This is a genomic window from Bradyrhizobium sp. BRP22, from assembly GCF_020194175.1.
In the GTDB taxonomy this organism is placed as follows: domain Bacteria; phylum Pseudomonadota; class Alphaproteobacteria; order Rhizobiales; family Xanthobacteraceae; genus Bradyrhizobium.
Genome location: NZ_JADYVX010000031.1, coordinates 13,052 through 35,842 on the forward strand (window position 1 = coordinate 13,052; position 22,791 = coordinate 35,842).

15 protein-coding genes and 4 pseudogenes are annotated in these 22,791 nt (G+C 58.7%); 10 read left to right on the forward strand and 9 right to left on the reverse strand.

Annotated features, from left to right (window positions below; all coding sequences use genetic code 11):
- Window positions 1–149 precede the first annotated feature (149 nt).
- A complete protein-coding gene (locus I6F35_RS29740; RefSeq protein ID WP_225121210.1) occupies window positions 150–482 on the reverse strand; it encodes a CBS domain-containing protein in 333 nt (110 codons plus the stop codon).
- Between the two features lie 106 nt (window positions 483–588).
- On the opposite strand from I6F35_RS29740, the pseudogene phbB reads away from it, so the two are divergent.
- From phbB to I6F35_RS40290, 6 genes and pseudogenes are all read left to right on the forward strand, one after another.
- Window positions 589–1,315: pseudogene (gene phbB / locus I6F35_RS29745) on the forward strand (acetoacetyl-CoA reductase).
- Window positions 1,316–1,367: 52 nt separating this feature from the next.
- Window positions 1,368–1,697, forward strand: coding sequence for a poly-beta-hydroxybutyrate polymerase N-terminal domain-containing protein (locus I6F35_RS40590; RefSeq protein WP_346283211.1), 330 nt, complete (start codon window positions 1,368–1,370; stop codon window positions 1,695–1,697).
- Entirely contained in the window at window positions 1,694–2,509 is an 816-nt protein-coding gene (locus I6F35_RS40595; protein WP_346283212.1) for a hypothetical protein, read from the forward strand. Before I6F35_RS40590 ends, I6F35_RS40595 begins: the two co-directional genes overlap by 4 nt.
- Window positions 2,502–2,855: a hypothetical protein gene (locus I6F35_RS40600; RefSeq protein ID WP_346283213.1), complete on the forward strand. Its 354-nt coding sequence runs from the start codon at window positions 2,502–2,504 to the stop codon at window positions 2,853–2,855. The genes I6F35_RS40595 and I6F35_RS40600 overlap by 8 nt, the downstream gene beginning before the upstream one ends.
- An 847-nt stretch (window positions 2,856–3,702) precedes the next feature.
- Window positions 3,703–3,946, forward strand: a pseudogene (locus I6F35_RS29755) (integrase core domain-containing protein); the annotation flags it as partial.
- Window positions 3,947–5,500: 1,554 nt separating this feature from the next.
- Window positions 5,501–5,716 (forward strand): phosphopantetheine-binding protein, encoded by a 216-nt coding sequence (locus I6F35_RS40290; protein WP_346283217.1) that lies wholly within the window; start codon window positions 5,501–5,503, stop codon window positions 5,714–5,716.
- A 229-nt stretch (window positions 5,717–5,945) separates the two neighbouring features.
- On the opposite strand, the gene I6F35_RS29770 is transcribed toward I6F35_RS40290, so the two are convergent.
- From I6F35_RS29770 to I6F35_RS29780, 3 genes and pseudogenes are all read right to left on the reverse strand, one after another.
- The gene (locus I6F35_RS29770; protein ID WP_225121211.1) at window positions 5,946–6,101 is read right to left on the reverse strand and encodes a hypothetical protein; all 156 of its coding nucleotides are present in this window, start codon (window positions 6,099–6,101) and stop codon (window positions 5,946–5,948) included.
- Between the two features lie 275 nt (window positions 6,102–6,376).
- A protein-coding gene (locus I6F35_RS29775) for an IS3 family transposase (protein WP_225121212.1) occupies window positions 6,377–7,563 on the reverse strand; the annotation gives its coding sequence in 2 pieces (ribosomal slippage) (window positions 6,377–7,311 and window positions 7,311–7,563; 1,188 coding nt in all).
- A gap of 152 nt (window positions 7,564–7,715) precedes the next feature.
- Window positions 7,716–8,184: pseudogene (locus I6F35_RS29780) on the reverse strand (transposase); the annotation flags it as partial.
- 444 nt (window positions 8,185–8,628) lie between these two features.
- Between I6F35_RS29780 and I6F35_RS29785 the strand changes: the two are divergent.
- Complete coding sequence (locus I6F35_RS29785) at window positions 8,629–9,684, forward strand: cytochrome-c peroxidase (protein ID WP_275945511.1); 1,056 nt, start codon at window positions 8,629–8,631, stop codon at window positions 9,682–9,684.
- Between the two features lie 777 nt (window positions 9,685–10,461).
- Here the strand turns inward: I6F35_RS29785 and I6F35_RS29790 are convergent.
- Window positions 10,462–11,205 carry an outer membrane beta-barrel protein gene (locus I6F35_RS29790; protein ID WP_225121213.1) on the reverse strand — a complete coding sequence of 248 codons (744 nt, stop codon included), beginning with the start codon at window positions 11,203–11,205 and terminating at the stop codon, window positions 10,462–10,464.
- Window positions 11,206–12,292: 1,087 nt separating this feature from the next.
- On the opposite strand from I6F35_RS29790, the gene metC reads away from it, so the two are divergent.
- Window positions 12,293–13,516, forward strand: coding sequence for a cystathionine beta-lyase (gene metC / locus I6F35_RS29795; RefSeq protein ID WP_225121214.1), 1,224 nt, complete (start codon window positions 12,293–12,295; stop codon window positions 13,514–13,516).
- Between the two features lie 735 nt (window positions 13,517–14,251).
- Here the strand turns inward: metC and I6F35_RS29800 are convergent.
- Window positions 14,252–14,578, reverse strand: a complete 327-nt coding sequence (locus I6F35_RS29800) for a hypothetical protein (protein WP_225121215.1) — start codon at window positions 14,576–14,578, stop codon at window positions 14,252–14,254.
- A 560-nt stretch (window positions 14,579–15,138) separates the two neighbouring features.
- On the opposite strand from I6F35_RS29800, the gene I6F35_RS29805 reads away from it, so the two are divergent.
- Together I6F35_RS29805 and I6F35_RS29810 are read left to right on the forward strand one after the other, a co-directional pair.
- Window positions 15,139–19,536, forward strand: coding sequence for a Ulp1 family isopeptidase (locus tag I6F35_RS29805; protein ID WP_225121216.1), 4,398 nt, complete (start codon window positions 15,139–15,141; stop codon window positions 19,534–19,536).
- Window positions 19,472–19,813 carry a transposase gene (locus tag I6F35_RS29810; protein ID WP_225121217.1) on the forward strand — a complete coding sequence of 114 codons (342 nt, stop codon included), beginning with the start codon at window positions 19,472–19,474 and terminating at the stop codon, window positions 19,811–19,813. The genes I6F35_RS29805 and I6F35_RS29810 overlap by 65 nt, the downstream gene beginning before the upstream one ends.
- On the opposite strand, the pseudogene I6F35_RS29815 reads toward I6F35_RS29810, so the two are convergent.
- The 3 genes and pseudogenes from I6F35_RS29815 to I6F35_RS29830 all read right to left on the reverse strand — a co-directional run.
- Window positions 19,780–19,950, reverse strand: a pseudogene (locus I6F35_RS29815) (IS630 family transposase); the annotation flags it as partial. The gene I6F35_RS29810 and the pseudogene I6F35_RS29815 overlap by 34 nt on opposite strands.
- A gap of 670 nt (window positions 19,951–20,620) precedes the next feature.
- Entirely contained in the window at window positions 20,621–22,000 is a 1,380-nt protein-coding gene (locus I6F35_RS29825; protein WP_225121218.1) for an MATE family efflux transporter, read from the reverse strand.
- 36 nt (window positions 22,001–22,036) lie between these two features.
- Entirely contained in the window at window positions 22,037–22,762 is a 726-nt protein-coding gene (locus tag I6F35_RS29830) for a hypothetical protein (protein ID WP_225121219.1), read from the reverse strand.
- Window positions 22,763–22,791: the final 29 nt, after the last annotated feature.

A 22,791-nucleotide genomic window follows, 5' to 3' on the forward strand; every position in this document is an offset into this window, starting at 1 on the left:
CCTGAAGAATGTTGGCGCGGGTGACGATGCCACCAGCGACTTGCCGCTGATCACGGGAAGGCGTTTTACCCCTTCATCTCCATGAGACTTACAAGCTCATCCAGCGGGGGGCCTGCTCGTTCATCGTGATGGGGTCGCGCGTCATCACGTCACGTCTTCCACGCCGCGTCCGCGCTCGCGCACGAAATCGATGGCGGCGCGGCCGGGGCCGGTGAAGAACTCAAGCCAGGCGGGCGGCATCCGGTGCCGATCTCACTGCGGCGAAGGAAATAGCTCTTGGAGACGATTCCCTCGAGCGTGCCGTCCTCATCCATCACGGGCAGGCCGCTTACCTGGCAGCGCAGCATGATATTGGCGGCATCCGTGATGGAAGTGTGAGGCATCACCGTGATGACGTCTCTGGTCATGATCTGGTGTGTGCGCGCATAGTGGTTCCTACAATTTTGCGCCGACCTCTCGCGGATGAGGACGAGGGCGGTCACGCGTTAATAGCCAGCGGCATCGCACTCTTTGTTGAGCCAGATCAACAAGCCATCGGTCCTCCTCTGCTGTTGTCTGCAACAGAGTGGCGGTCAAAAGGGGCAAGGCATGGCGCGCGTTGCGTTGGTTACTGGCGGGATCCGGGGCATCGGAGCTGCAATCGCGCGGGCGCTCCAATCCGCCGGCTGTCGCGTCGCCGTCACTTTTTCCGGAAACGCAGAGGCCGCCCAGGCCTTTCAGGCTGAAACCGGGATACCCCCTTTTCAGTGGGATGTCGGCGATTTCGCGGCCTGCATCGGCGGGGTGAGACAGGTCGAGGCGGTGATCGGGCCGATCGACATTCTCGTGAACAGCGCCGGCATCGGCCGCGACAGCGCCCTGCACAAGATGACGAGGGAGCAGTGGGATGCCGTGATCAGCACCAATCTCAATGGGATGTTCAACATGTGCCGTGCCGTGATCGAGGGCATGCGATCTCGCAAGTTCGGCCGGATCATCAATATATCATCAATCAATGGCCAGAGGGGACAGTTTCGGCCAGACGAACTATGCCACCGCAAAGGCGGGTGAACTTGGCTTCACGCGCGCGCTGGCGCTCGAAAGTGCCCGCAAGGGAATCACCGTCAACGCGGTTTGTCCCGGCTATATCCACACCGAAATGCTTAATGCGGTCTCACCGGAAATTATGGCCAGCGCCATCCTGCCGCAAATTCCGGTCGGCAGGCTCGGTCGGCCGGACGAAATCGCACGCGCCGTTGTGTTTCTGGCCGCCGATGACGCCGGCTTCATCACTGGCTCGACGCTCTCGATCAATGGCGGCCAATACATGAGTTGAGTGCCGATTCGAGCCTGCTTGCCGGAGAGGTGTCACAATGGCGGAACCTGTCATGACCGTCGAAGTGCGCGATCTACCGGTTCTGGATGTTCCCGCGCCGTTGCCAGCCAGTTCGAACGTCACCACGCGTCCTGAGCAGGCGCCGGCTAAGGCGCTCGCAGCACTGGAGGTGATGGATCGCCCGATTCATGCGATGGCCGCGCGCTGGACCGGTGGACTCTCGCCCGCCGCGGTTACGCTTGCACTTCTTCGACTGGCAACTTCATCTCGCGAGCTTGCCGAGCAAACAACTCGCCCTGGCAAGCGAGGCGGTTCGCGACGCCCTGCGGTTTTTCGAAACATCTGGCGGCCCCGCATCCGTTCTTTCCGAGTTGGTCGATGATTGCGCCGGCGGCCAACGATCGTCGATTTTCTGATTCGGATTGGGAACTACCCGCCTTCAACATGCTGGCACAAGCGTTCCTGCTCCGCCAGCAATGGTGGAAATCCGCGACATCTGATGTCCGCGGCGTGGCGCGGCCGCATGCGGCGGTCCCGCAATTTGCGATCAGGCAATCCCTGGACGTGCTGGCGCCGTCGAATTTCCCGCTGACCAATCCGGAAGTGCTGCGCAAGATCATAGAGACCGGCGGCGGCAACTTCGTCGCCGGCCTGCACAATTGGCTGGAGGATTGGAAGGCGCTGGTGACCGGCCACCGACCGGACCACAATTTTGTGGTCGGCAAGAACGTCGCCGTTACCAAAGGAAAGGTCGTCTATCGCAATGAGCTGATCGAGCGGAATCAATATTCTCCGACGACGGCCACGGTTCGGCCCGAGCCGATCCTGATCGTTCCGGCCTGGATCATGAAGTACTACATTCTCGACCTGTCGCCGCGTAACGCTGGTTCGTTTCCTGGTCGAGAGCGGCTTTACGGTCTTCATATTTCGTGCCGCAATCCGACGCCGGACCATCGGGATTTTGGTCTTGAGGACTATCGACGCCTAGGCGTCGAGGCGGCCATCGAAGCCATAGGCCGCATCGTTCCCGGGCAGCCGATTCACGCCACCGGCTATTGCTTGGGCGAACGCTGCTGTCGATCGAGGCCAGCGCTGCTGGGCAAGGAGAAACCCGATCGTCTTCGCTCGGTGACGCTGCTCGCGGGACAAACCGACTTCACCGAGGCTTGGCGAACTCACGCTGTTCATGAATGAAAGCCAGGTGTCATTCCTGGAAGACATGATGTGGCAGCGCGGCGTGCTCGAGTCCGCGCAAATGGCCGCTGCATTCCGAATCATTCGCTCGAACGATCTGATCTGGTCGCGCGCTGTTCGCGACTATCTGGTCGGGGAGCGTGAGCCTTTGAGCGATCTGATAGCCTGGAATGCAGACGCGACGCGGATGCCCTATCGCATGCACTCGGAGTATCTCCGGCAGCTCTTTCTCAACAATGACCTTGCAGCGGGACGTTATCTCGTCGATGGCAAGCCAGTCACACTTTCAGATATCCATGCGCCCATTTTCGTTGTGGGGACGGTGCGCGATCATGTCGCGCCCTGAAGGTCGACGTTCAAAACGCATTTCCTCGCCGATGCCGACGTCACCTTCGTGCTCACAAACCGTGGACACAACGCCGGCATCGTGGCCGCTCCGGATGAGGAGGGGCATTCGTATCAGGTCCTAACCAAGAGAGCCCATGGACCTTGTGTCGGGCCTGACGGATGGCTGAAGGTGCCGCCAAATCGCGACGGCTCATGATGGCGCGAGTGGGTCGCTTTTCTGGACACCCATTCGGGTGAGCCCGCTCCGCCACCGACACCGGGTGGACCTGGACGAGGTAGCGAACCTCTGGACGATGCGCCCGGCACGTACGTGCTGCAGCGCTAGCACGTTACTCGGGTTCATCTCGCCTGCGGCTCGATCTTCGCCAATTCGAGTTGTGAAGGGTGCCAAAGCGCGTGCGACCATCGCTCTTTCGGCGAAGCTCTTGGACCATAGGCGCCAATTGCAGGCGGCTCGGATCTTTCGACGCGACGCGCCAATCGAAACTCTCGCCGCCTGGCCGGCAGCAAGGGCGTTCAACAAGGCCTTCGATGCCCTCGCGCGGGATCTGATCTCGTGGACTGTGCGCTGGGTCGGACGTGAGAAGGAACGGGTGCTCTCCGAGCTGATGCTGACGTAGGCGTCGACTCTTCCCAGAATGTGCTTGAACTCGGACAACACCCGTTCCTGCGCCGCGAGCCGTAGACCGGACACTTGGCTGAGTAGGTCGCTAAGATCGATATATGGTACGGATATGAAATACTTACTTCGGAATATTCAGCCCAATTGTCGCGGCTTACATTCGTGAATTGCTCCTGTTAGCTGGTTCGTATATCGTCAGTTCCGAGTGAGCGAGGCCCTCTTCACCGTCAACGGCCGGATGCGTGATGAACTGTTCAAGAGCCCTTGTTCCTCGGTCAGGATGACGCCCGGGCCAAGATCGCCAATTGGATTCGCCGATACAATATGAGACGGCCTCACTCTGCTTCAACCACCTAACCCCTGCAGCCTACGCCACTCACCGCAACGGACGATCGGCTACGCAACGCCGACCAGCTCGCGGATCGTCCGTTGCTCCACCTGTGGCCAGTTGCCACACAAAACTCTAAAGCTCTAACCACCGCCGAATAAGAGCTCCGTGGCCCGTTACTACCGCAATGGTTTGTCAGGTCGCAGCTTCAGCTCTCCAGAACAAGGGCCCGATAAGTATGCAAACGCTCACGATGTCAGGGGTTGCGATCTGCGCTGCTTTGTTGCGTGACATCAGCTTTTCGGGCGGGCCAATACGTGATCCGGCTCCTCGCCTATACCCTGCTGAATCTGTGATGTTGGGGAATGTCTCGCCACGTCGTCGGCGTGAGTTCGCCTGGGGACGGCATCACGCTCGTGAAGCGTTGCGTCATCTGGGCCTTACCTCTGTCCCGATTTTGCCGAGAGCAGATCGGGCTCCGCTTTGGCTTCCGGGAATCGTCGGGAGCATTTCTCATTCTTCCTGCAATTGCGGAGCTATTGTTGGACGCTCAAGCAACCTGCTCGCTCTGGGATTAGACATTGAAGAAACAGAACCGCTCGGAGCGGACCTTTTGCCAATCATATGCACTCCAGCGGAAATGCATCGCAGAGAATGGGCCAGCAGTCGCTTCGGCCCAAAATTGATCTTTGCGATACAGGAAGCCGTATACAAAGCATATGCGCCAGCAACAGGTGAGTTCCTGGAGTTTCACGATGTCATGGTTAGGACGAATGACGAGAATGGGGTGTTTGAGGCGGAGATCGTCAACTTGGAAAAACCAATGAGCTTCGGCAGTCGAACTATAAATGGAATCTATCTCCCATTCTTGGGAGGAGTTCTTGCGTTAGCTCTGCGATTTCGAGGCGCCTAATGCAGCCTGCTGCGTCCTCACCATCTCGTTTCCCAGATTCTGCGCGGCGCAGCTCAGGGTAATACGTCGCGGTCCAGACAATGAGAAACAATTGTCTGTTGGAATATTTTGCAAGGCTTGGATAGGAAGCATCACGGGTGTGATCAGTTTGAAAGTTCTGCTCGCTACCGTCCATTGTGGGACGCGCCAGGGTTTTGACTTCCAGCCCGAGTACTGCGTGTGCAACCTGCACGCTTCACTGATGTAAGAAGGGGATCTTAGAAAGGTCTGCCTGGAACGCGATCTGGTGGGCAACAATACCGTGGTGCTGATGATACCCATCAGGGGCGCTGAAGGAGAGAATGTCACGGGTAGGCGACCTCAGTGCTGTCTTTTCGCATCAGGAAGAAGATGCTGTGGGTGATCGTCTAGTCCTTTCGCGACCACCCTCTGCGACAGCCTGTCTCGCGAGCTGCTTACGGCACGCAAGATCGAGATCCATACGATTGCAGCGCGGCGGACGATCAATAGTGCAATTGGCGCCTGAGGATATCGTGTCCGCCGCAATGGGTACTGTCGACCGCGAGAACCGCAAATGATGGGAAGCTGGATTCACCCAGCCCCTGCACTGACCAATCCCGAAGATCGGAAAGCTCGTCCTTCTAGGAAGTGTCCTGAACCGGCCCGATCTGACGGCGGAGCGGTTTTTGGCCGATCCATTCAGCACTGAGCCTGGGGCGCGGCTGTACCGCACCGTCGATCTGGCGCGCTATCTGCCGGGCGGCAATCGCGCTGGCAACGATCTGGGCCGAGCTTCTGGGTGTTGAGCGGGTCGGACGCGACGACCACTTCTTCGCGCTCGGCGGGCACTCGCTGTTGCTCAGTCGAGCGCTCGATCTTGGGCTGAAGCTCAGCACCGCCGACCTCGTCCAAGCCCCTGTTTTGAAAGAAACTTACGTCGAAAATTCAGCTGCAGCAACCGCACCGCAATGCAGCTGGAGTGCTATCCGCTCGTGAACGGGATCGCAACGGCCACTCTTCTTTGTTCCCACAAGTGTGGGGGATTGTTCCTATGTCGTCATTTTGGTCAAAGAAATGGACATAGACTGATCTGCCATGGCCGTCCTTTGAACTTTGTTCGCCAATTCTTGAGGCGATCGCTTCGCAACTAATCTCGGCGATCAAGGAGATTCAGCCGCAAGGTCCATATCGCTTCGCCGGATAAACGCCAATTTGGGAACTTGAATCACAGGCGCTCGGCCACCGCAATATGCGGTGTCGAAGGTGATCGGGTGGCGACCTCGTCAAAGGCGAAGGCGATCTGCTCATCGCTCGGCTGCTCGCTACGCAGGCGTTCCAAGCGCGTGCCGTACAGGCGTGCGCTTGACATCTTCACGATCACTGTCAACTCCACGAGACCAATCTGACGAGCAGAGATAACGTCGGGCGATTGCTTGTTTCGGTGATCGTCGCCTTTCGTCGGTGTTGTTGTTTGAGCTGTGTCTGGTTCACGACATCGATGTCTCAAGTCGAACTGTAAAACTCCTCTATCGCGGCTATAGGCGCGGTGTTCTTTGAGGAACTCTCGCGCAACATCTTGGCACGTCGGTTGCTTAAGATGCTTAGAACTCTATGACGATCATCTCGCTTCGCAGGCGCTGACCTGCCACTGCATTTTCATCCAGCGGCAGTTAGAGCCTCGGGGTTTTGTACGCCAAGTGGCACGGTTGTAGCAACGGACGATCGGCGGAGCTGGTCGGGGTTGCGCAGCCGATCGTCCGTTGCGGTGAGGTGGGCGGCGTAGGCCGCGGGGGTCAGGTATTTCAGCGACGAGTGGGGACGCTGGAGATTGTCGTCGGCGACCCAATTGGCGATCTTGGCGCGGGCGTCATCGAGATCGAAGAACAGAGTCTCGTTGAGCAGCTCATCGCGCATCCGGCCGTTGAAACTCTCGATGAAGGCGTTCTGCATCGGCTTTCCTGGCGCGATGAAGTGCCAGTCGATAACCGTGTCCTTGCTCCAGGCCAGCATGGCGTTGCAGGTGAACTCGGTGCCATGGTCGGACACGATCATTCCTGGCTTGCCACGTCGTGCGACGATCGCCGTCAGTTCGCGGGCGACGCGCCGTCCCGAGATCGACGTATCCGGAATGGCGCCCAGGCATTCCTTGGTGACGTCATCGACGATGTTGAGGATGCGGAAGCGCCGCCCGTTGGCGAACTGGTCGTGGACGAAGTCCAGCGACCAGCGGGCATTGGGCTTAGCCTCCACCAGGATCGGGGCCCGGGTCCCCACGGCCTTGCGGCGGGCTCGTCGCTTGCGGACGGTGAGCCCTTCCTCCCGATAAAGCCGGTAGATCCGGTTGATCCCCGATGGTTCGCCCTCCCGCCGCAGCAGGACGAACAGGCGGCGATAGCCGAGACGCCGCCGCTCGTTGGCGAGATCGCGCAATCGGCCACGCAGAACTGCGTCCGGCGGGCGGCTGGAGCGATAGTGGATCATCTTCCGGTCCGCACCCACGATCGAGCAGGCCCGCCGCTCCGACAGGCTCATGACGGCCTGCAGATGCGCGACCGCAGCGCGCTTGGCGGCGGCCCCTACCATTTTTTTGAAAGCAGCTCGCGAAGCGCGGCCGCATCGAGCATCTGCTCGGCCAGAAGCTTCTTCAGCTTCGCGTTCTCCTCTTCCAAGGCCCTCAACCGCTTCGCCTCGGAAACCTCCATGCCGCCGAATTTGGCCTTCCAGTTGTAGATCGTCGCTTCGGAAACACCGTGCTTGCGAGCCAGGTCGGCTGTCTTCGCCCCAGCCTCATGCTCCTTCAATACCGCGATAATCTGCTCGTCCGTGAACCTTGCTCGCTTCATCTGTCCGTCCTTGTTCGGGCCGGACTCTAACTCCTTCTGGAGGAAATACGCAGTGGCAGGTCAATACTAATCCGGCGAACAACCCGCGGCCTCCGGCGCAGTATCGCAAGTAGGAGACACCGCGGCCGCCCAGCCGCCGGCGCGAAGTATGTTTATGTTTGCGGGCGAGAGTAGCAGTTCAGCAGCCGCTTGCCGGGCACCAGTGCCACGGTCGCTCTTTCGAAGCCGATCCTCTCCCGAAGCTGCAAGCCCCACGTGCGCGGCGTGCTGTTGGTTGTGCTGCGCGTCAGAATGACCGTCGCTGCTTCGCAGAGAAGCCCTCTCAAATGGCGGTCGCCACGTCGGGATATATGGCCGTCATAGTCGGCGTCTCCGGATTGATAGTGGCGCGTCGTCAAGCCGATCCCCACACCCAACAGATCGGGATTTATTAAAGTTGTTCGGCTCCTTAATGGCCGTGGTAAATGCGCTTGCGGTGATCACACGGGTGCCGGAATGGACATAAGGATGAGGCAAGCCTGACTCTGTTGCGCGTCGCGGACCAGCTGGCGTCCGAATTCGGCCGCGCGGATGCGAATGCCACGCCAGGCTTTCCAACATCGGAAGCAACATCCGACTTAGTGCCGATCTTCTTCAAAAACCACTTGTATCGCATGGGGCGCGCACAGATGAGTACATGTCCTAACTTACCTGAGCGTGTAGCGTCCGCTCGCAGGGGCGAGCATGGGCATGATGATCTAATCTCCTTAAAATAGCAGCGATTTGCATGCGGCATCGGTACAGCCACAAAAGGCCACGCCGGTTGCCCACGAAACGGCCGCCACTCGTTCGTGGCTGTCGCATTTCTGACGCCGCACAGCTTCTGGCGGTGCTCAAGTCGCATCTTCTATCCGCTGGGTCGTACTTGGTTTGGGAAACAGATCAACGGCTTAACTGTTGCGAGTGCCATTGGCACGGACGTTGCTATCGAGATCCAGAAACACTGGGCAGGCGTTAGCGCGGCGACGTAAGACGCGCGATGCCTCCCGTCTCGGTGCCGATGAGATTTGTTGAAGAAGTTTAGCGATGTGGGCGCTTTACCGTTTACGCAGGTTATCCGTTGCGGCCGTTGCGATGCTGGCCTCATCACAAGCCAGCGCCGATGATGAGTTGATGGGAGCTGCTAGGCAGATTTTCAAACCGATCCCCTCGATTGTGCCTGTCCTGAAGGACAATCCGGTCACCCACGAGAAGGTTGAACTCGGCAAGATGCTGTACTTCGAGCCGCGGCTGTCGGCCAGCGAGATCATTAGCTGCAATAGCTGCCATAATCTTGGCACGGGCGGAGTCGATGCCGGTCCGACGTCGGTCGGGCACGGCTGGCAGCAGGGTCCGCGCCGGGCGCCAACCGTTTACAACGCGGTATTCAACGTGGCGCAGTTCTGGGATGGACGCGCCGCAGACCTGAAGGCGCAAGCTAAGGGACCGGTCCAAGCGCCGGTCGAAATGAACGCGACTCCAGATCATGTGCTCGATACGTTGAACTCCATGGACGGCTATGTGGTCATGTTCAAGAAGGCATTCCCAGACGAGGCGTCACCGGTCACCTTTGACAACTTCGCAAAAGCGATCGAGGCTTTCGAAGCGACTCTGATCACACCCGCAGCTCCCTTCGATCGATACCTTGAAGGCGATACGAATGCTATTAATGATCAGCAGAAGGCAGGATTGAAGCTGTTCATCGAAACGGGATGCTACTCTTGTCACAACGGAATCAACGTCGGTGGACAGGATTTTTTCCGGTTTGGTGTGGCCGAAAGGCCGGGCACAAGCCTCCTTCCGACCGCTGACAAGGGCCGACACGTGGTCACCAAGGCGGCCAGCGATGAATACGTTTTCCGCGCCGCGCCGCTCCGCAACGTCTCGTTGCGCGCCCCATACTTCCATTCAGGCCAGGTTTGGAGCCTTAAGGAGGCGGTTGGCGTCATGGGTGAAGTCCAACTTGGCATCGAGCTTAGCGACAAAGAAAAGGACGATATCGTTGCGTTTCTGAATTCGTTAACTGGGCAGCTACCGAAGATTGAGTATCCGAACTTGCCCACGCGTACCGACGCGACTCCGCCCCCGTCTTTAGGCAAATAGTAAGTTCTTCACGGACGCGGCGTTGCGCCCTATTTGAATGAAGGAACTCTGGGTCGCCGTTCGGACGACTGGGATGCATCCGGCCAAAAGGCGGGGCAGGGTGGGAGCAGGGCACCAAACCAAATGCCCCTCAGCTAGCGACCAAGGGCAGCGATGACAAAGCATTCTGCTAGCACCAGCCAGGAGGCCAAGCGATTAGAGGGATATGGCAGCGCTTTTAGGCAACAGTCGCTCCGGTTGGGCTTGAGTCAACAGGCGCCAACGAGCTTCTCCTCGCGTGTTGAGCTCGGGGTCAATGGGCAATGACAGCTCAGATTAAATGATCTGCACGATCGGCGACCGCAGAATACCAAAACACCTCGATCACAGGTCGGAAGATACTCTCAGCAACTTGACCAATCCGGCGCTTTCAAACGTGAGATGCGCAGGCTGAACAGGGCTTGTGTACGCCGAATGAAAGTGGGCTTCGGCTCGAATGTTCGCGGACGCATAGGAGAAGCTCTTGAACGGGCGACTGTCCGGCCGTCTGCGTGCTCATTGTCTGTCCTGCTTCACTCGTATGCCCGCGCCGCGTCAGGTTCGCCGTTGCCATTTACTCGTTCGAGGCGGGACACCTTAAACAGGCCTGACCAGTCGGTCTGCAGCAAAAAACGCCCTTGGTGATGTCAAAGCCTGCATCCCCGGAAATACAGAACGCGGTTAGCGGCACATGAATAGTTACAGAAAGCCCCGGCCCGAGGGCCGGGGCTTTCGATCCGCCGTTTGAACACGAAGAGATCAATATTTGAGAATTACCGGGCTGAACTTGTAATTGAGCCGCGCGGTTACGAGATCGAAATCCTGGCGGATGCGATCGGTTGTAACCGTACCTGTGCCCGTGGTGAAGTTCACGTTGCCATCCGGCATGAATAGATGGTCGTACTCAACGCCAACCGACCAGTTCGGCGCAAAGCCGACTTCCACGCCGGCACCGACCGTAGCGCCCCAACGCGTGCTGTCGGTATTTGCCAGCTGCGCGCCAGTGAGGGTGGAGGTGACATGATAGGTGTTGCTCGTCACCGCAGCACCGCCCTTGGCGTAAAGCAGCACGTTGTTCGAGGTGAAGCCAATCAGGCCGGTGATCAGGCCGAAACCATTGGTCTTGGTGCGGTTGATATCGGCTGGGAAAGCGATGCTGATATTGGACCCAGTGAGATCAGCCCAGTTGCCTTGACCTTCAATGCCAAACACCGTCTGGCCCATCTGTGAGCGATAGCCGATCTGACCACCGATGGTGCCGCCGCTAACGTCGTGGGAGCCCTCGGACGTGAGGCCCGCGAGATCCCAGGAGCTATGGCTCGAGCCCCAGCCGCCGTTGGCACCGATATAGAAACCACTCCAGTCGTAGATTGCGGTCGCAACCGCCGGCGGTGCTGGCGGCGCCTTGGTGTACACGGGCTGTGCGGCGAGATCCGCGCTAAATGCGGGCGTCGCCGCGGCAAGCGCGACGATGCTTCCAGTCACGAGCAGCAAGTTCTTCATTTCCAGTTTCTTTCCTTTTAGATGGCCCCCGGGCCGCGCGCGTCTTAGCAACGTCATCGCGAATTGCTGTAACGGCAGCGCAACACTCACTTCAAAGAAAGAGCTTGAACCTTCCGCTGCGTCAGGTTGTAGAGGCCTGATCGATTCAAAATCGTAGATCGAGCATGGGGCTGATGCGCGTCAATGCCGACATCGACTGGAGGGTACGCGAACCGAAGCTTGTTGATAGAGACGAGCGTGGGCCAAGGGCAGCGATGACGTAGATCGATCTTCGAACTGAGTGATGTTGCCGCTATTGCAGCGGGATGGGTGCATCACCGCTGGAGAGGCTCGCTTGATCAAATCGCAGAGACTCGACTTCATCGCGCACGCTTCTGATTAAGGTTAATAGCGACGTTCACGTTGGAACTCGCGGTGCGATGAGCTGAGGGACGATCGCAGTAGGATCCGCCTGAGACCCGTTGGTTGATTTTCTTAGGATGCCGCCGGACGTTCGCTGGACGACCAAATGCTCTCTGATGAGAGCTGCCCCCTGCCAGCTCTGCTCTTACACGTCCGGGTTTGCTGGTTCCAATTACTGTACCAAGTTTGGGGAGAGGCAAATCACATAGTCACTCTCTATGTCAGCTCAGCGTCGTGTTCTCAAGCAGGTTGTCCGGTTTCAGACATGGTGTGTTTGGTTTCGGACAGAGCAGGCGGATAAGCCGAGCTGATTCTGCAAATTTTCGAAAAATCAGTCGCACGAGCGTTAGCGCTTTTTGGCCTCGCTCTTGCAGTTGGCTTTCAGGGGGAGTGGGCCTGACAAAAGACGACGAAGTTGCGAGCGCTGTTGCGTGTTGATCACGCGGATTTTGTAAGCGTCACTGGAGCAGCGAATGTGGAGCAAGGAGTGGCGGCGGATTCTCGATCAGATAACGAAATGCGACAGTTTCGATAAATCAGAGACGGGATCTAATCGCATAAAATAGAGGCGGCCACGAACTAACGAGCCGCTCATATCATCGAACGAGCACTTTGCTTCAATCAGACTGGCTGGCGACTGTTGCTGATGTCCGCTGGCAGGTAACGGCAAACTTGATAGTACACTATGAAGAATCTGAGCGGCAGCAACAATCGACGACAGACCGAGACGCAACTCTCTCACCTCGGCCGGGAACCGGCTAAACACGCCGGAATGGTCAATGTGCCCATCTATCGGGGCTCTACAATTCTTTCGGAAACGCTGGAAGAATGGGAGTCGCGGAAACGCGACCCGACGCTCACCTATGGCCGGTTCGGCTCGCCGCTGTCTCGCGCGCTTGAGACAGCCGTTTGCGAATTAGAGGGTGGCTATCGTTCGATCCTATTCCCGTCAGGGTTATCTGCTTGCGCCCACTCGCTTCTTGGGGTCCTGAAAGCAGGCGACCATCTGCTGATCAGCGATAGTGTCTATCAACCGATGAGAGCCTTTGCCGAGCAGGTCCTCGCGAGACTTCAGATCGAAGTGCAGTATTTCTGTCCAACGATAGGTCCAGAGCTCTCGGCGAAGATCAAGGAGAACACTCGGGCCGTTTATCTGGAGTCGCCCGGGTCCATGACCTTTGAAGTGCAGGATGTGCCCGTACTCGCTGCTATCGCGCACCAGTCTCATGCGGTCGTGATTATGGATAATACATGGGCGACCCCTCTTTTGTTTAAGCCTTTTCAGCATGGTGTAGACATCTCGATCCATGCCGCGACCAAGTATATCGTGGGGCATTCCGATGTCTTATTGGGCATTGCCACTGCGAATGAGGCCGCCTGGCCTGCGCTGCAGTCGAGTGCACATCATTTTGGAGAGACAGCAGGGCCAGACGATATCTATTTGGCCCTGCGGGGACTACGTACGCTAGCAGTGCGCATGAAGCAGCACTGTGACAACGGCCTCAAACTGGCGCAGAGCCTGCAGGCGCATCCGGCTGTCGACAAGGTATTGCATCCAGCGCTTCCCGGCGATCCCGGCCACGAGATTTGGGAACGAGACTTCTTGGGCGCAAGCGGGCTATTCGGGGTTGTGCTAAAACCGATGGCGCGACCGCAACTTTCGGTTCTCTTCAACAGCTTGCGGCTTTTTGGTATCGGTGCGTCATGGGGAGGTTATGAGAGCCTCGCTCTAGCAGTCGACCCGCCGAAACGAACGGAGACATCGCTTGCTCTTGCAGGGCCGCTACTTCGGATTCACGCGGGCCTGGAGGACGCGAGCGACCTGATTGCTGATATGCATCAGGCGCTGCGAGCGGCCAGCGAATTCCTCCCTGGCAGCGTCGTTCACCGGCGCGAGGTGCTCAGCTAAAAGAAGAAGAAAGAGAGATGCTTCTTCGCCAGCAAGATCCGGCAAGTCACCAGGATTTGCTTTCACGACAAGAGATGCATAAACAAGATAAACTGAGCTTTCGTTAGGGATTCCACGATCTGACCAGAAAATGTTCGGCGGGCGACGGAGCCGGGACTTACCTACCTGCCGAAAAAAGTGCATGCGTCAAGTTGCGGCGCTGTTGAGCGTTCCGGGCTCCTCCTCTTTGCTGTTCGAAGGTTGCAGTTAACGTTCCTTCAAACGCAAGACGAGTTTATCGAAGGCGTTTCACGCGCGTTTAGCCTTGCTGCGCGGCGGCGATCAGGGTGAGACCCAGCGACATCAGGGGGTTCTTCCGCATATTTGATGCAGCTTGAGCGACTGGGGTTGGATAGTTGCTCGGTCGTTCTCAGGCAGCCAGAAGGACGCGTCGACGCAATAGTGGGTAACTTGCCCGGCCATACATTTGTCGTTTGATGGCTTTGATCCTGCTGATCTGGCCGTCCACCGGACTGGTTGTCCAGGAGGTCGTTATTGCGGCTCGGACCGGATCGATGTCGCGCGCGATGCCGTTGGCCAAGCTCTTGAGCTCGCTGCCTGGCTGCTTGAGTGATCCATTCATCGAGCTCGGCGATGTCGCTACCACTGAGAAGGGACACAAACCGCCTCGCCAGCTCAACCGCCGTGGCGAGTTCCGGAGCTTGCGCAAACAAGTGGCCGAGGAACAGCCTCGCTTCAGCGTCGATCTGATCCAGATTGTGGCTCAAATACCAAGCACAGCGACGACGCGTGGGAGCTTCCCAGGTCGCGTGCGGTTGTGCGCGAGGTGCCTTGTCCGACGCGATCCTCGTGCGGCATTCTTAAAAACTCCGCATCTCTGTTCAACACAACATACACGTCGCCGAGGCTATTTGAATTGGGGCGAGGGCGCTCGTGCGGATGCAACTCGTTCAGATGCTGCTGAAACCCCGCTTGGTCCGCCTGCTGCTGTTCCAGCCTGTCGTAGTACGTCCGCTCGACATCTGGGACCTCGAATGGGTTGAGGTTGTTCAACGGATCCATCCCATCTCCTCTGACAGATCTGAGCAGCTAACGCCGGACCTGGACGTTCTCGCTACGAGGCTTAGCTTTCGAGAAGCTGACGAGGAGTCGAAATGATCGTAACTGTCTTGTTAGGCTTCGGTGGGGCGCTTAACGATTGAATGCCCGCGCTGTAGTTCGACGTGCCAAGGCTGGACCATGTCGGCATTTCGAGAAGCCGCCGATTTCTGAGCCGCTCCCAAGAACGTCCGCGCTTGGGGGCAGCATCCACGCGGCTGCGATCTCGATCGCCAGGTCCTACGGCGTGCATGATTTCGTCATCAAGGAGGGCAAGCTAGACACGGCCTCGACTCGGCGTCAGGTTCTCGACAGCTATCGCACATAGAGCGGGGTCTCCAGAGGCGATCATAGCTGGCGATCGCTGCAAGAATACTGGAGCGCGCGGTTGGGGTGCTTGGACGCGGCATTTTGGGGCCTTCAGGGTAGTTTTTTGCTGCGTTCGATGCTGCCGAGTCGAGTCCGTGGCAAATCACAACCGACCTCAGGCTTCAAATTGGCCTATATTCCGAAAGTGAGAACGAATGAAGTTCCAATCCACCAACTGGGTGCGTCAACAATCGGGCACCGCGGGCCCGCAAGAGAGCTCACCGGCTCCGTCCACAGAAGCGGCGGCCTTTGAGCAGCAGCTGAGCGAGATCGCTGTCCCGTCTGCTCCCGTGCTCATGCAGGTCCGCGCCCATCAAGCGGAGGCATCGCGATCTGAGGCGCATGCCGGAAAGGATGAGGCGGTGCTGGGCGCCGCAGCGCTCCAGACCGCTCAGTCAAATTGGGTCTTGGTAGGTCGCAGCAAGGAGCCGCTCTATGCTGAGGATGCGCGCCTTATTTCCGGCCTTAAGCAGGCGCTCCTTGGAGCCGCCGAGAGCACCGCCACGAGCTACGTCGGTTATCTGCTCAGCTTGAGCCGCTGGCTCTTTGCAAACGACAAGCCGGGCATTGCTGATCGGCTTCATGACGAGTCGATGGACAAGGATGTCGAGGAGTTCATAACCAAAGGTGGGACGGCGAACGTCCCTTGGGCACTAGCTCATCTGCGGACCTCTCAATTGACGGGGGGAGTCGTACCGATCGCAGGCCGCCCTGACCTGACTCCTTATCCCAAGGACGGAACTCTCATCAAAGAGTACAAAAAGCAAGCAGTGGCGGCCGGAACTTCCAGTACCGCCAAAACCTATGCATCTATTCTCACGGATTTCAGCCACTACCTTCGTACAAACAACAAGCCTGGGATTGCTGCTCGGCTTCAGGACGAGACATGGAACGAGGACGAACCGCTCAATGAAGAGATCGAGCGCTACAAGGAGGCCGGGGGTAACAAAAGTATCGGCGCGGCACTTGATCATCTCCGTAATGGAGCGAGAAAACTCAATGGTCCGGCTTTTCATCCCGAAGACGCGCCCTTGATTTCCGGACTTCAAGAAGCACTCGTTAAGGCTGGGTACGAGGAGATCACCGCTAAGACGAATTATGTTGGTCCTCTTCGCAGATTCAGCCGGTGGCTCTTTGCAAAAAACAAGCCGGGAGTGGCTGCTCGGCTTAACGACGAATCGCTCAGCAGCGACGCTGCGATCTTCGATCAAGGTCGCAGGCACCTCGTTCTTACCGCACTAGATCGTCTCCGCGCCTCTCAGTCGCCGGGCGGAGTCGCGTCAATCACTGCCCGGGCAGGGGCCATTGAGGCCGCGGCTAAGCAGGGCGGGTCGCAGCCCGCCTTCAGTTGGCCAGCGGCACTCGCTGAGGGGGATGATCAAGATTTATTCTTTGGGACGGGTGACGAAGCCGGTGCATCGTCGTGTCTTCAGCCACCGCGGCATGGCCTGGCATTGAATCCTACGGAGACCCCTAATCCCGTGAACTGGCGCCACCAGGACGAACTGACAGGTGAACGTTACATCCACATCCTCGTGCCAGGCGAGCAGATTCCCATCATGCGGGCGAGCGGGCACCCATCTACGCCGGCTCCGCACAGTCAAGGCGGTGGAACGATGCTGAATTCCTCGGCGCTACCGCCCGGCCATGCAAATTTGGTTTTCGCAGGTAGCAGCCTGGATCCTGTTTATTGCGAAGATGCCTCTCTTATTGAGGGGCTGAGGCCGGCGCTCATCAAGGCTGGGGCCTCCGAGAGCACGGTCGGCCGCAATCTACGTGGTCTTCTCAGCTTGGGGCATTGGCTCGTGAAGAACGACAAGCCGGGCATTGCTTCCCGGCTTTACGACAAGTCGCTGGACAAGGATGCCCAGGAGTTCGCCGAGAAGAAGGAGCAGGCCATCGCTACCCCGCTGGATCATCTTCGAGCCTCCCAATCGCCGGGCGGCATCACACCGTTTGCAAGCCGGGTTGAGCGGAATCCCTATCCCCGGGATGCGGATCTCCTCAAAAGGTACAAGGAAGAAGCACCCCCAAGCACCGCCAACACGGCCAGGAGCTATGCAACTCTTCTTATCGATTTCAGTGATTACCTCCGTGAAAACGATAAGCCCGGCATTGCTGCTCGGCTTGGCCACGACTCGCTGGATGAAGATGTCAGCCGGTATAAGGAGGCGGACCCCCATGGCCGCAGAAAAGCCGGAGCCGCACTGGCTCATCTCCTGAGGTCGCCGGCGGGTGCTAGAGCGATCGAACTCCTGCGTCATATTCGCCCCCTTCCTGATCTCGAAGACGCGGTTCGCGCCGAGACGAAGCCGACCCTCACCGCGACTGCGCAGCACAGCGGGCCGAACGGAGCTGTCAGCTGGCCGGAGACTCTGCCTGCGAACCAGCAGGATCTGCTTTTGGAGACGATGAACGGACCCAGCTCCTCGCCGCCCCCGCAGGGCGACGCGGTTGAGCGGCAGCTGATGCAGACCCCATCCCATCAACTGGCGGCGTCACCATCGCAGAGGCAAGCTCCGGTGTCCTCGCCGGACGAGCTGATCGGCGAGCAGCTTCCGGCCGAAGACGCGGAGCTCTTGGCGAGGTTTCGTGTAGACGCCGAGCTGCGCAAGCTCACTAGAGGGGCCATCAACAACAGTGTTTCCGGGCTTAGGGCTTTTGTCCGCTGGGTCAACGCAAGTCATAGGGGCCCTGTAGCTTCTCGGCTGCGAGACGGTTCATTGCTCGATGAGGAAATAGCGAAGTACAGGAGCTTGGGCCGTGACCGCCAGAACCGCATTAGATCGGCTCTGGGCGTTCTCAGGCGGCTGCTACGTGGGGGGGAAGAAGTCGAAGCACCCGAACCCCGCGTTCTCGGTGCCCCCCGTCACAACGTTCCTCATCCTGAAGATGCGCCCCTCATCGAGGGCGCGCTGAGCCAAGCCCTGAAAGATCTTAAAACCCCGACTGCGAAGCTGAGGCAGTCTGCGCAACAGCGGGCGACACGTCTTCGTGCGCTGAGTGCGTGGCTTAGAGGGAATGGCAAAGGGAGCATTATTGGGCGACTAAACGGCTCCAGCAGGCAGCAGTTATCCCTCGACAATGACGTGGTAGCATTCCAACGGACTGGAGGCAGAGTACACGGTCCCGATTTGTCGCACCTTCGTAGCTACTTGAAACTCATCGAGGCGAACCGAGAGCTGGGGCTGCCAGGCCCTGAGCAGCCGAGCTCGCCGGCCGCGCAGGGGGATCGGTTTTCCGGCTCTTCGCAGGATCTTCCCTCAACGCCGGCCAGCCGAAGCGCTGGAGCTTGGGTTTGGTCGAGTGAACAGCGGCAAGAACCAGGATCACCATCCAGGCCCGCGTCAAATGCTAAGGGCAGGCTTGAGCCATTTGTTGATCTGAATGCGCTACCGCCGTCCGAATTGCGCGACGATGCTCACTTTGCGCCAGCCCATCCTGCCAGGGGTCGCTCAGACACCTACGCTGGTCTTGAGCCATTTGTTGATCTGAATGCGCCAACGCCGTCCGAGGTGCGCGACGATGCTCACTTTGCGCCAGCCGATCCTGCCAGGGGTCGCTCGGACACCTACGCTGGTCTTGAGCCATTTGTTGATCTGAATGCGCCAACGCCGTCCGAGTTGCGCGACGATGCTCACTTTGCGCCAGCCGATCCTGCCAGGGGTCGCTCGGACACCTACGCTGGTCTTGAGCCATTTGTTGATCTGAATGCGCCAACGCCGTCCGAGTTGCGCGACGATGCTCACTTTGCGCCAGCCCATCCTCCCGGGGGTCGCTCGGACACCTACGCTGGTCCCGTATCATTTATTCGGGATGCGCCCAGACCGCAGGTGATTGATCTAGATCCGCCCACGCTGCAGGAGCTGCGTGATGATGCTCGTTATGCGCCTTTCCCGCGCACATCCACCGATGCTCAGATCGGGGCTTTGGATCCGACCGCCTCCTCCCACGGCCGCAGTGGACTAGAGCTCGGCGCCAAGGAATGGCTGGGCGACAAGCATATCCACAGGGATTACGAGCTCCTGGCGGAGGAGTTGCGGCGGGGCCGTCCGGAACTCGCCGCCCTGACGCAGTTCGTGGATCCCCTGATAGCTCACTATCAACTGCGCTTCGGCGCCGAGCCCGACATGCTCCGCGCGTTCCAGCGCATCGTCTACGATCCAAATGGTAATGATACGGCCGACTTCCTGTTCCTGCCAGTGAACGACGCTATGGATCCTAATCGCCTCGGCACGCATTGGTCGCTGCTGCTCCTTGATCGCCACACGCGAGGAGAGCCGGTTGCCTATCACTACGACTCTGTCCGGGGACACAACCACGAGGCGGCAGCGCAGCTCGCACGACGGCTGCGCGCCCGCCTGGAGTCACCGAGCATGGCCCAGCAGCGGAACAGCTATGATTGCGGCGTCTTTGTGGTGGACGGCACGCGGGCGCTGGTTCGACGATTGGCCCAAGGAGAGCGGCCAGCGCACGAGCCGCTGCACCTTGACAACCTCGTCGCCAATCGGCGGTCCCTCCAGAGTCGACTGGCTCATCCCGGCTTGGGCTAATGGAGCTGGCTGGAGCGGCTCTCCCGGACACTACACCGGGGCTCGCTCGAGCGAGCGGCCTGTTTGGCCGCGGAAGCCGAAGCCCAGGGGGGCCTCGCTGATCGAGAAGCTCAAACTCACGATCAAGAAGCTCCGCCACGAGCAGTTCGGACAGTCCTCCGAGCGACGCGCATTGCTGGAGCAGCTCGAGCTAAAGCTCGCCAACGTGGAGGAGACCGCGGCGCAAGCTAGAGCATTCGCCGATCATGTTGCAGCGTATCCTGCGGCGATGAAGTAGTTGCGGCATTCGGTTGCTGTGAAGCGATCAATGATGCGACCAATCGCGGTCCAGAGGCCTTCGACGGTTCGTTCTGCGGCCTGACGCAAGAGCGCTTTGAGCTTGGCGAAGGCATTCTCGATCGAATTGAAGTCAGGGCGTACGCATCCGGCGACGGCCCTGGTCAGGTCGCTTTCGGCGGATAAGCGCTCGCACGCGAACGCAGGATCTCGTCGTGACGCTCAGTCCCGCACCTAACGACGGCTAGGCTGCCGTCGTCTCGGCCCGCTCCAGCCTGGGAGACGCGGCATGACCAGCAGAGCTACCTCCATCGATGCCGCCCGCGTAGCGGGTTCGTTCAATAGCGGGCGACATCGAGCGGAATCCGCAGGGCACCAATCAACAAGCGCTGCTCGAGGAAACGGCTGCTGCGCAGAATCCCGGACAATGCGTTATGCTTCCAACCACACCTTGCGGCCAAAGAGGTTCACGATGTAGGCCCCTGGGATCGGGCAAGGAGGAATGCCTAACTCAGACAGCGCTGCTCTTGCACAGGCAGGTCCGATCGCAAACTCATGCCTTCTCCTGTCGATGGCCGTGGCCACGGGCCCTACTTCCGCCGGCAGGAGCTCAGTTCGGCCGTTCGAGTACCAGGACAGGTTCGCACAACGACCTCCGATGGCAGCCAGCTGACCGCCCGATCGCCAGGGCCGCCGCTCAAGACCGCTACTTTAGCTGCATGGCTCATGCACGTTACGCTCGCCATTTTCTTGGAGTGCAATACCTTCCCGGCTATATTGGCTCAATGCTCTGGTCCCCGACGTAAGGTCAACTCGCGATCTCGACCACTCTTGAAGGAGGGTGCCGGAGCGCTCGTCCGAGCTCAGCGAACTGTTGGAACATGACGATCAGCGCGATCATTCCGGCGCCCAGCTCAGCGATTGCCTGACTGGCCAACAGTCCGTTGAAGCCCCATATGGCCGGGAACAACAGTACGGCCGGTATGAAGAGATAGCCCTGCCTCGCCAAGGACACAACCGCACTGAGGCGTGCTCGCCCGAACGACTGAAGCATCGTCGTCACGAAGCTCTGAACACCAAGAAGACCAAAAAAGAGATGGAAGACGATGCAGGTCGAGACGGCAATTTCCGTGACCTTATCGCTATCGCTGAACAGTCTGACCAAAGGCCCGGCAAAAATCACAATGGCCGCAGAATACGCAACGGAAAGAGAGACAGTCATCGAGAGCAGAAACTTCGCGGCCTTCAATACGCGAGCAAAGTCGCGTGCGCCCCAGCCGAAACCCAGGACAGCTTGAGAGCCCATACAGAAACCGGTGATAGGCAGCGCGCCGATCGTCAAGATTCGCACGGCTATTCCCACGGCCGCGATGGACTCGTCGCCGAACCGCGCAGCAGCTCCGTACAAGAGCATAACGGAAACAGCAGATAAGATATTGGTCATGGTCGCCGGCGCCCCTATGAACGCGAGCTTTCTGATGCGATCTGCTCCCAACGAGACGTGAGATATCCTGACAAGGACCATCCCGCGTAGCTTTGTAAAATATGCGATATAGAGGCTAATAGCAGCGATCTGAGATACCAGCGTTGCCAGAGCTGCGCCTCGCACACCGAGGTCCAGTAGGGATATGAGGACAGGATCAAGCACGGCGTTCAGTATGAAGGCGGTCATCATCGTCCACATGCTGAATCGTGTGTTGCCTTCGGCTCGGGCGATGAAGCCGTTGACGATGTTCAGAAGCATCAGGGTATACCCGAACAAAATCGTCGCCGCGTAGTCGAGCGCCAGGGGCATGATGGTTGGCGTAGCCCCCAGCGTTACGAAGATCCCTCGCAGGTTTAGAAGCAGAGCGACCGTAACCGCGATGCCGATCGGAGCGGCGAGCGCGAGTGCGGTACTCGCGGCTCGACTCGCCTCCAGGTACTCACCAGCACCAAGATCACGAGATATGACCGACGCGGTTCCAACACCGATCCCCTGTCCGGCTGCCGCGAGCAGGACCACGATCGGCAAGGTCATGCTGACAGCTGCGATCGCCTGCGCGCCAAGTGCGCCAACAAAGATCGCGTTGACGAGTTGTTGCAACGCGTTGATCGACAAGCCAGCAGCAGACGGAATGGCGAGCCGCAGGATAAGCCTCGAGAGATCGGGGTCTGATAGATCGATGTGCTGCTTTTTCTTCGGCATCAGGTCTCGGTCCCGAGCGCGAATTCCGCATCGGGCTCATTCATGGATGAAAGTGTCCCGAGCTCTTCCGAATTCGCTGATCGTCTGCAACAGCTCCTGTCGCAACACCGTGCAAAGATTGCGGGTCACCTCATAACCCACTTGGGTTGGATTATACCTCGTTTCGATCTGTAGATGGCCGGCTTCATAGCCGACACTGAACCAGAAGAGGTAGTTCACGCCTGCTTCATCCATGTCTGTGCCGATCCAGAGTGGAGAAGGGCCCTTGGCTAGGAAGTGCCGTGGAAAATGGCGCTGCAAACCCACTCGGTAATTCAATCCAATTCGGGGTAAGGGCAGGCGATCGATCCGGCTCCGCACGGCGGGATCTCGGTTCAGGAATTTCATGGCCCGAAAGCCTATTGCCCTGCGCGGCAGCGCATTGCGCTGACGGTAAATTGAACGAGCACGATCGGGCCGGGGCTCCGTTCCCGTGAGAGCCAAGGGAAGCGGAACGATCTCGCTGATGACGCCGATAATCTGAGATGGATCGAGATCATCAAACAGTCGACCTCGTGTGGAGGTGAGGCTATCAATCCAGAGCGAATAGCTGCCGAAAACGTGTCCAAAGGCGCCAGATATCGCGGCAAGGAACACATCAACGTCCTGGCAATGCGCCGATCTGGCTGCAATATTGAGGAGACCAGCTGTCGCTTCCTTGTCAATCTCCAGATAGTACTTGGCCTGATCTTCCCAAAGGGACCGGCAAGCTGCTTCATTCAAGCGACCTTCAAGGCCTGCATAGTGAAGCT

Bases quoted from the DNA above. Each gene is read 5' to 3' on its own strand.
- I6F35_RS40590 (WP_346283211.1), top strand. From the start codon at position 1,368: ATGACCGTCGAAGTGCGCGATCTACCGGTTCTGGATGTTCCCGCGCCG.
- I6F35_RS40595 (WP_346283212.1), top strand. From the start codon at position 1,694: ATGATTGCGCCGGCGGCCAACGATCGTCGATTTTCTGATTCGGATTGG.
- I6F35_RS40600 (WP_346283213.1), top strand. From the start codon at position 2,502: ATGAATGAAAGCCAGGTGTCATTCCTGGAAGACATGATGTGGCAGCGC.
- I6F35_RS29785 (WP_275945511.1), top strand. From the start codon at position 8,629: ATGTGGGCGCTTTACCGTTTACGCAGGTTATCCGTTGCGGCCGTTGCG.
- I6F35_RS29790 (WP_225121213.1), bottom strand. From the start codon at position 11,205: ATGAAGAACTTGCTGCTCGTGACTGGAAGCATCGTCGCGCTTGCCGCG.
- metC (WP_225121214.1), top strand. From the start codon at position 12,293: ATGAAGAATCTGAGCGGCAGCAACAATCGACGACAGACCGAGACGCAA.
- I6F35_RS29800 (WP_225121215.1), bottom strand. From the start codon at position 14,578: ATGGATCCGTTGAACAACCTCAACCCATTCGAGGTCCCAGATGTCGAG.
- I6F35_RS29805 (WP_225121216.1), top strand. From the start codon at position 15,139: ATGAAGTTCCAATCCACCAACTGGGTGCGTCAACAATCGGGCACCGCG.
- I6F35_RS29825 (WP_225121218.1), bottom strand. From the start codon at position 22,000: ATGCCGAAGAAAAAGCAGCACATCGATCTATCAGACCCCGATCTCTCG.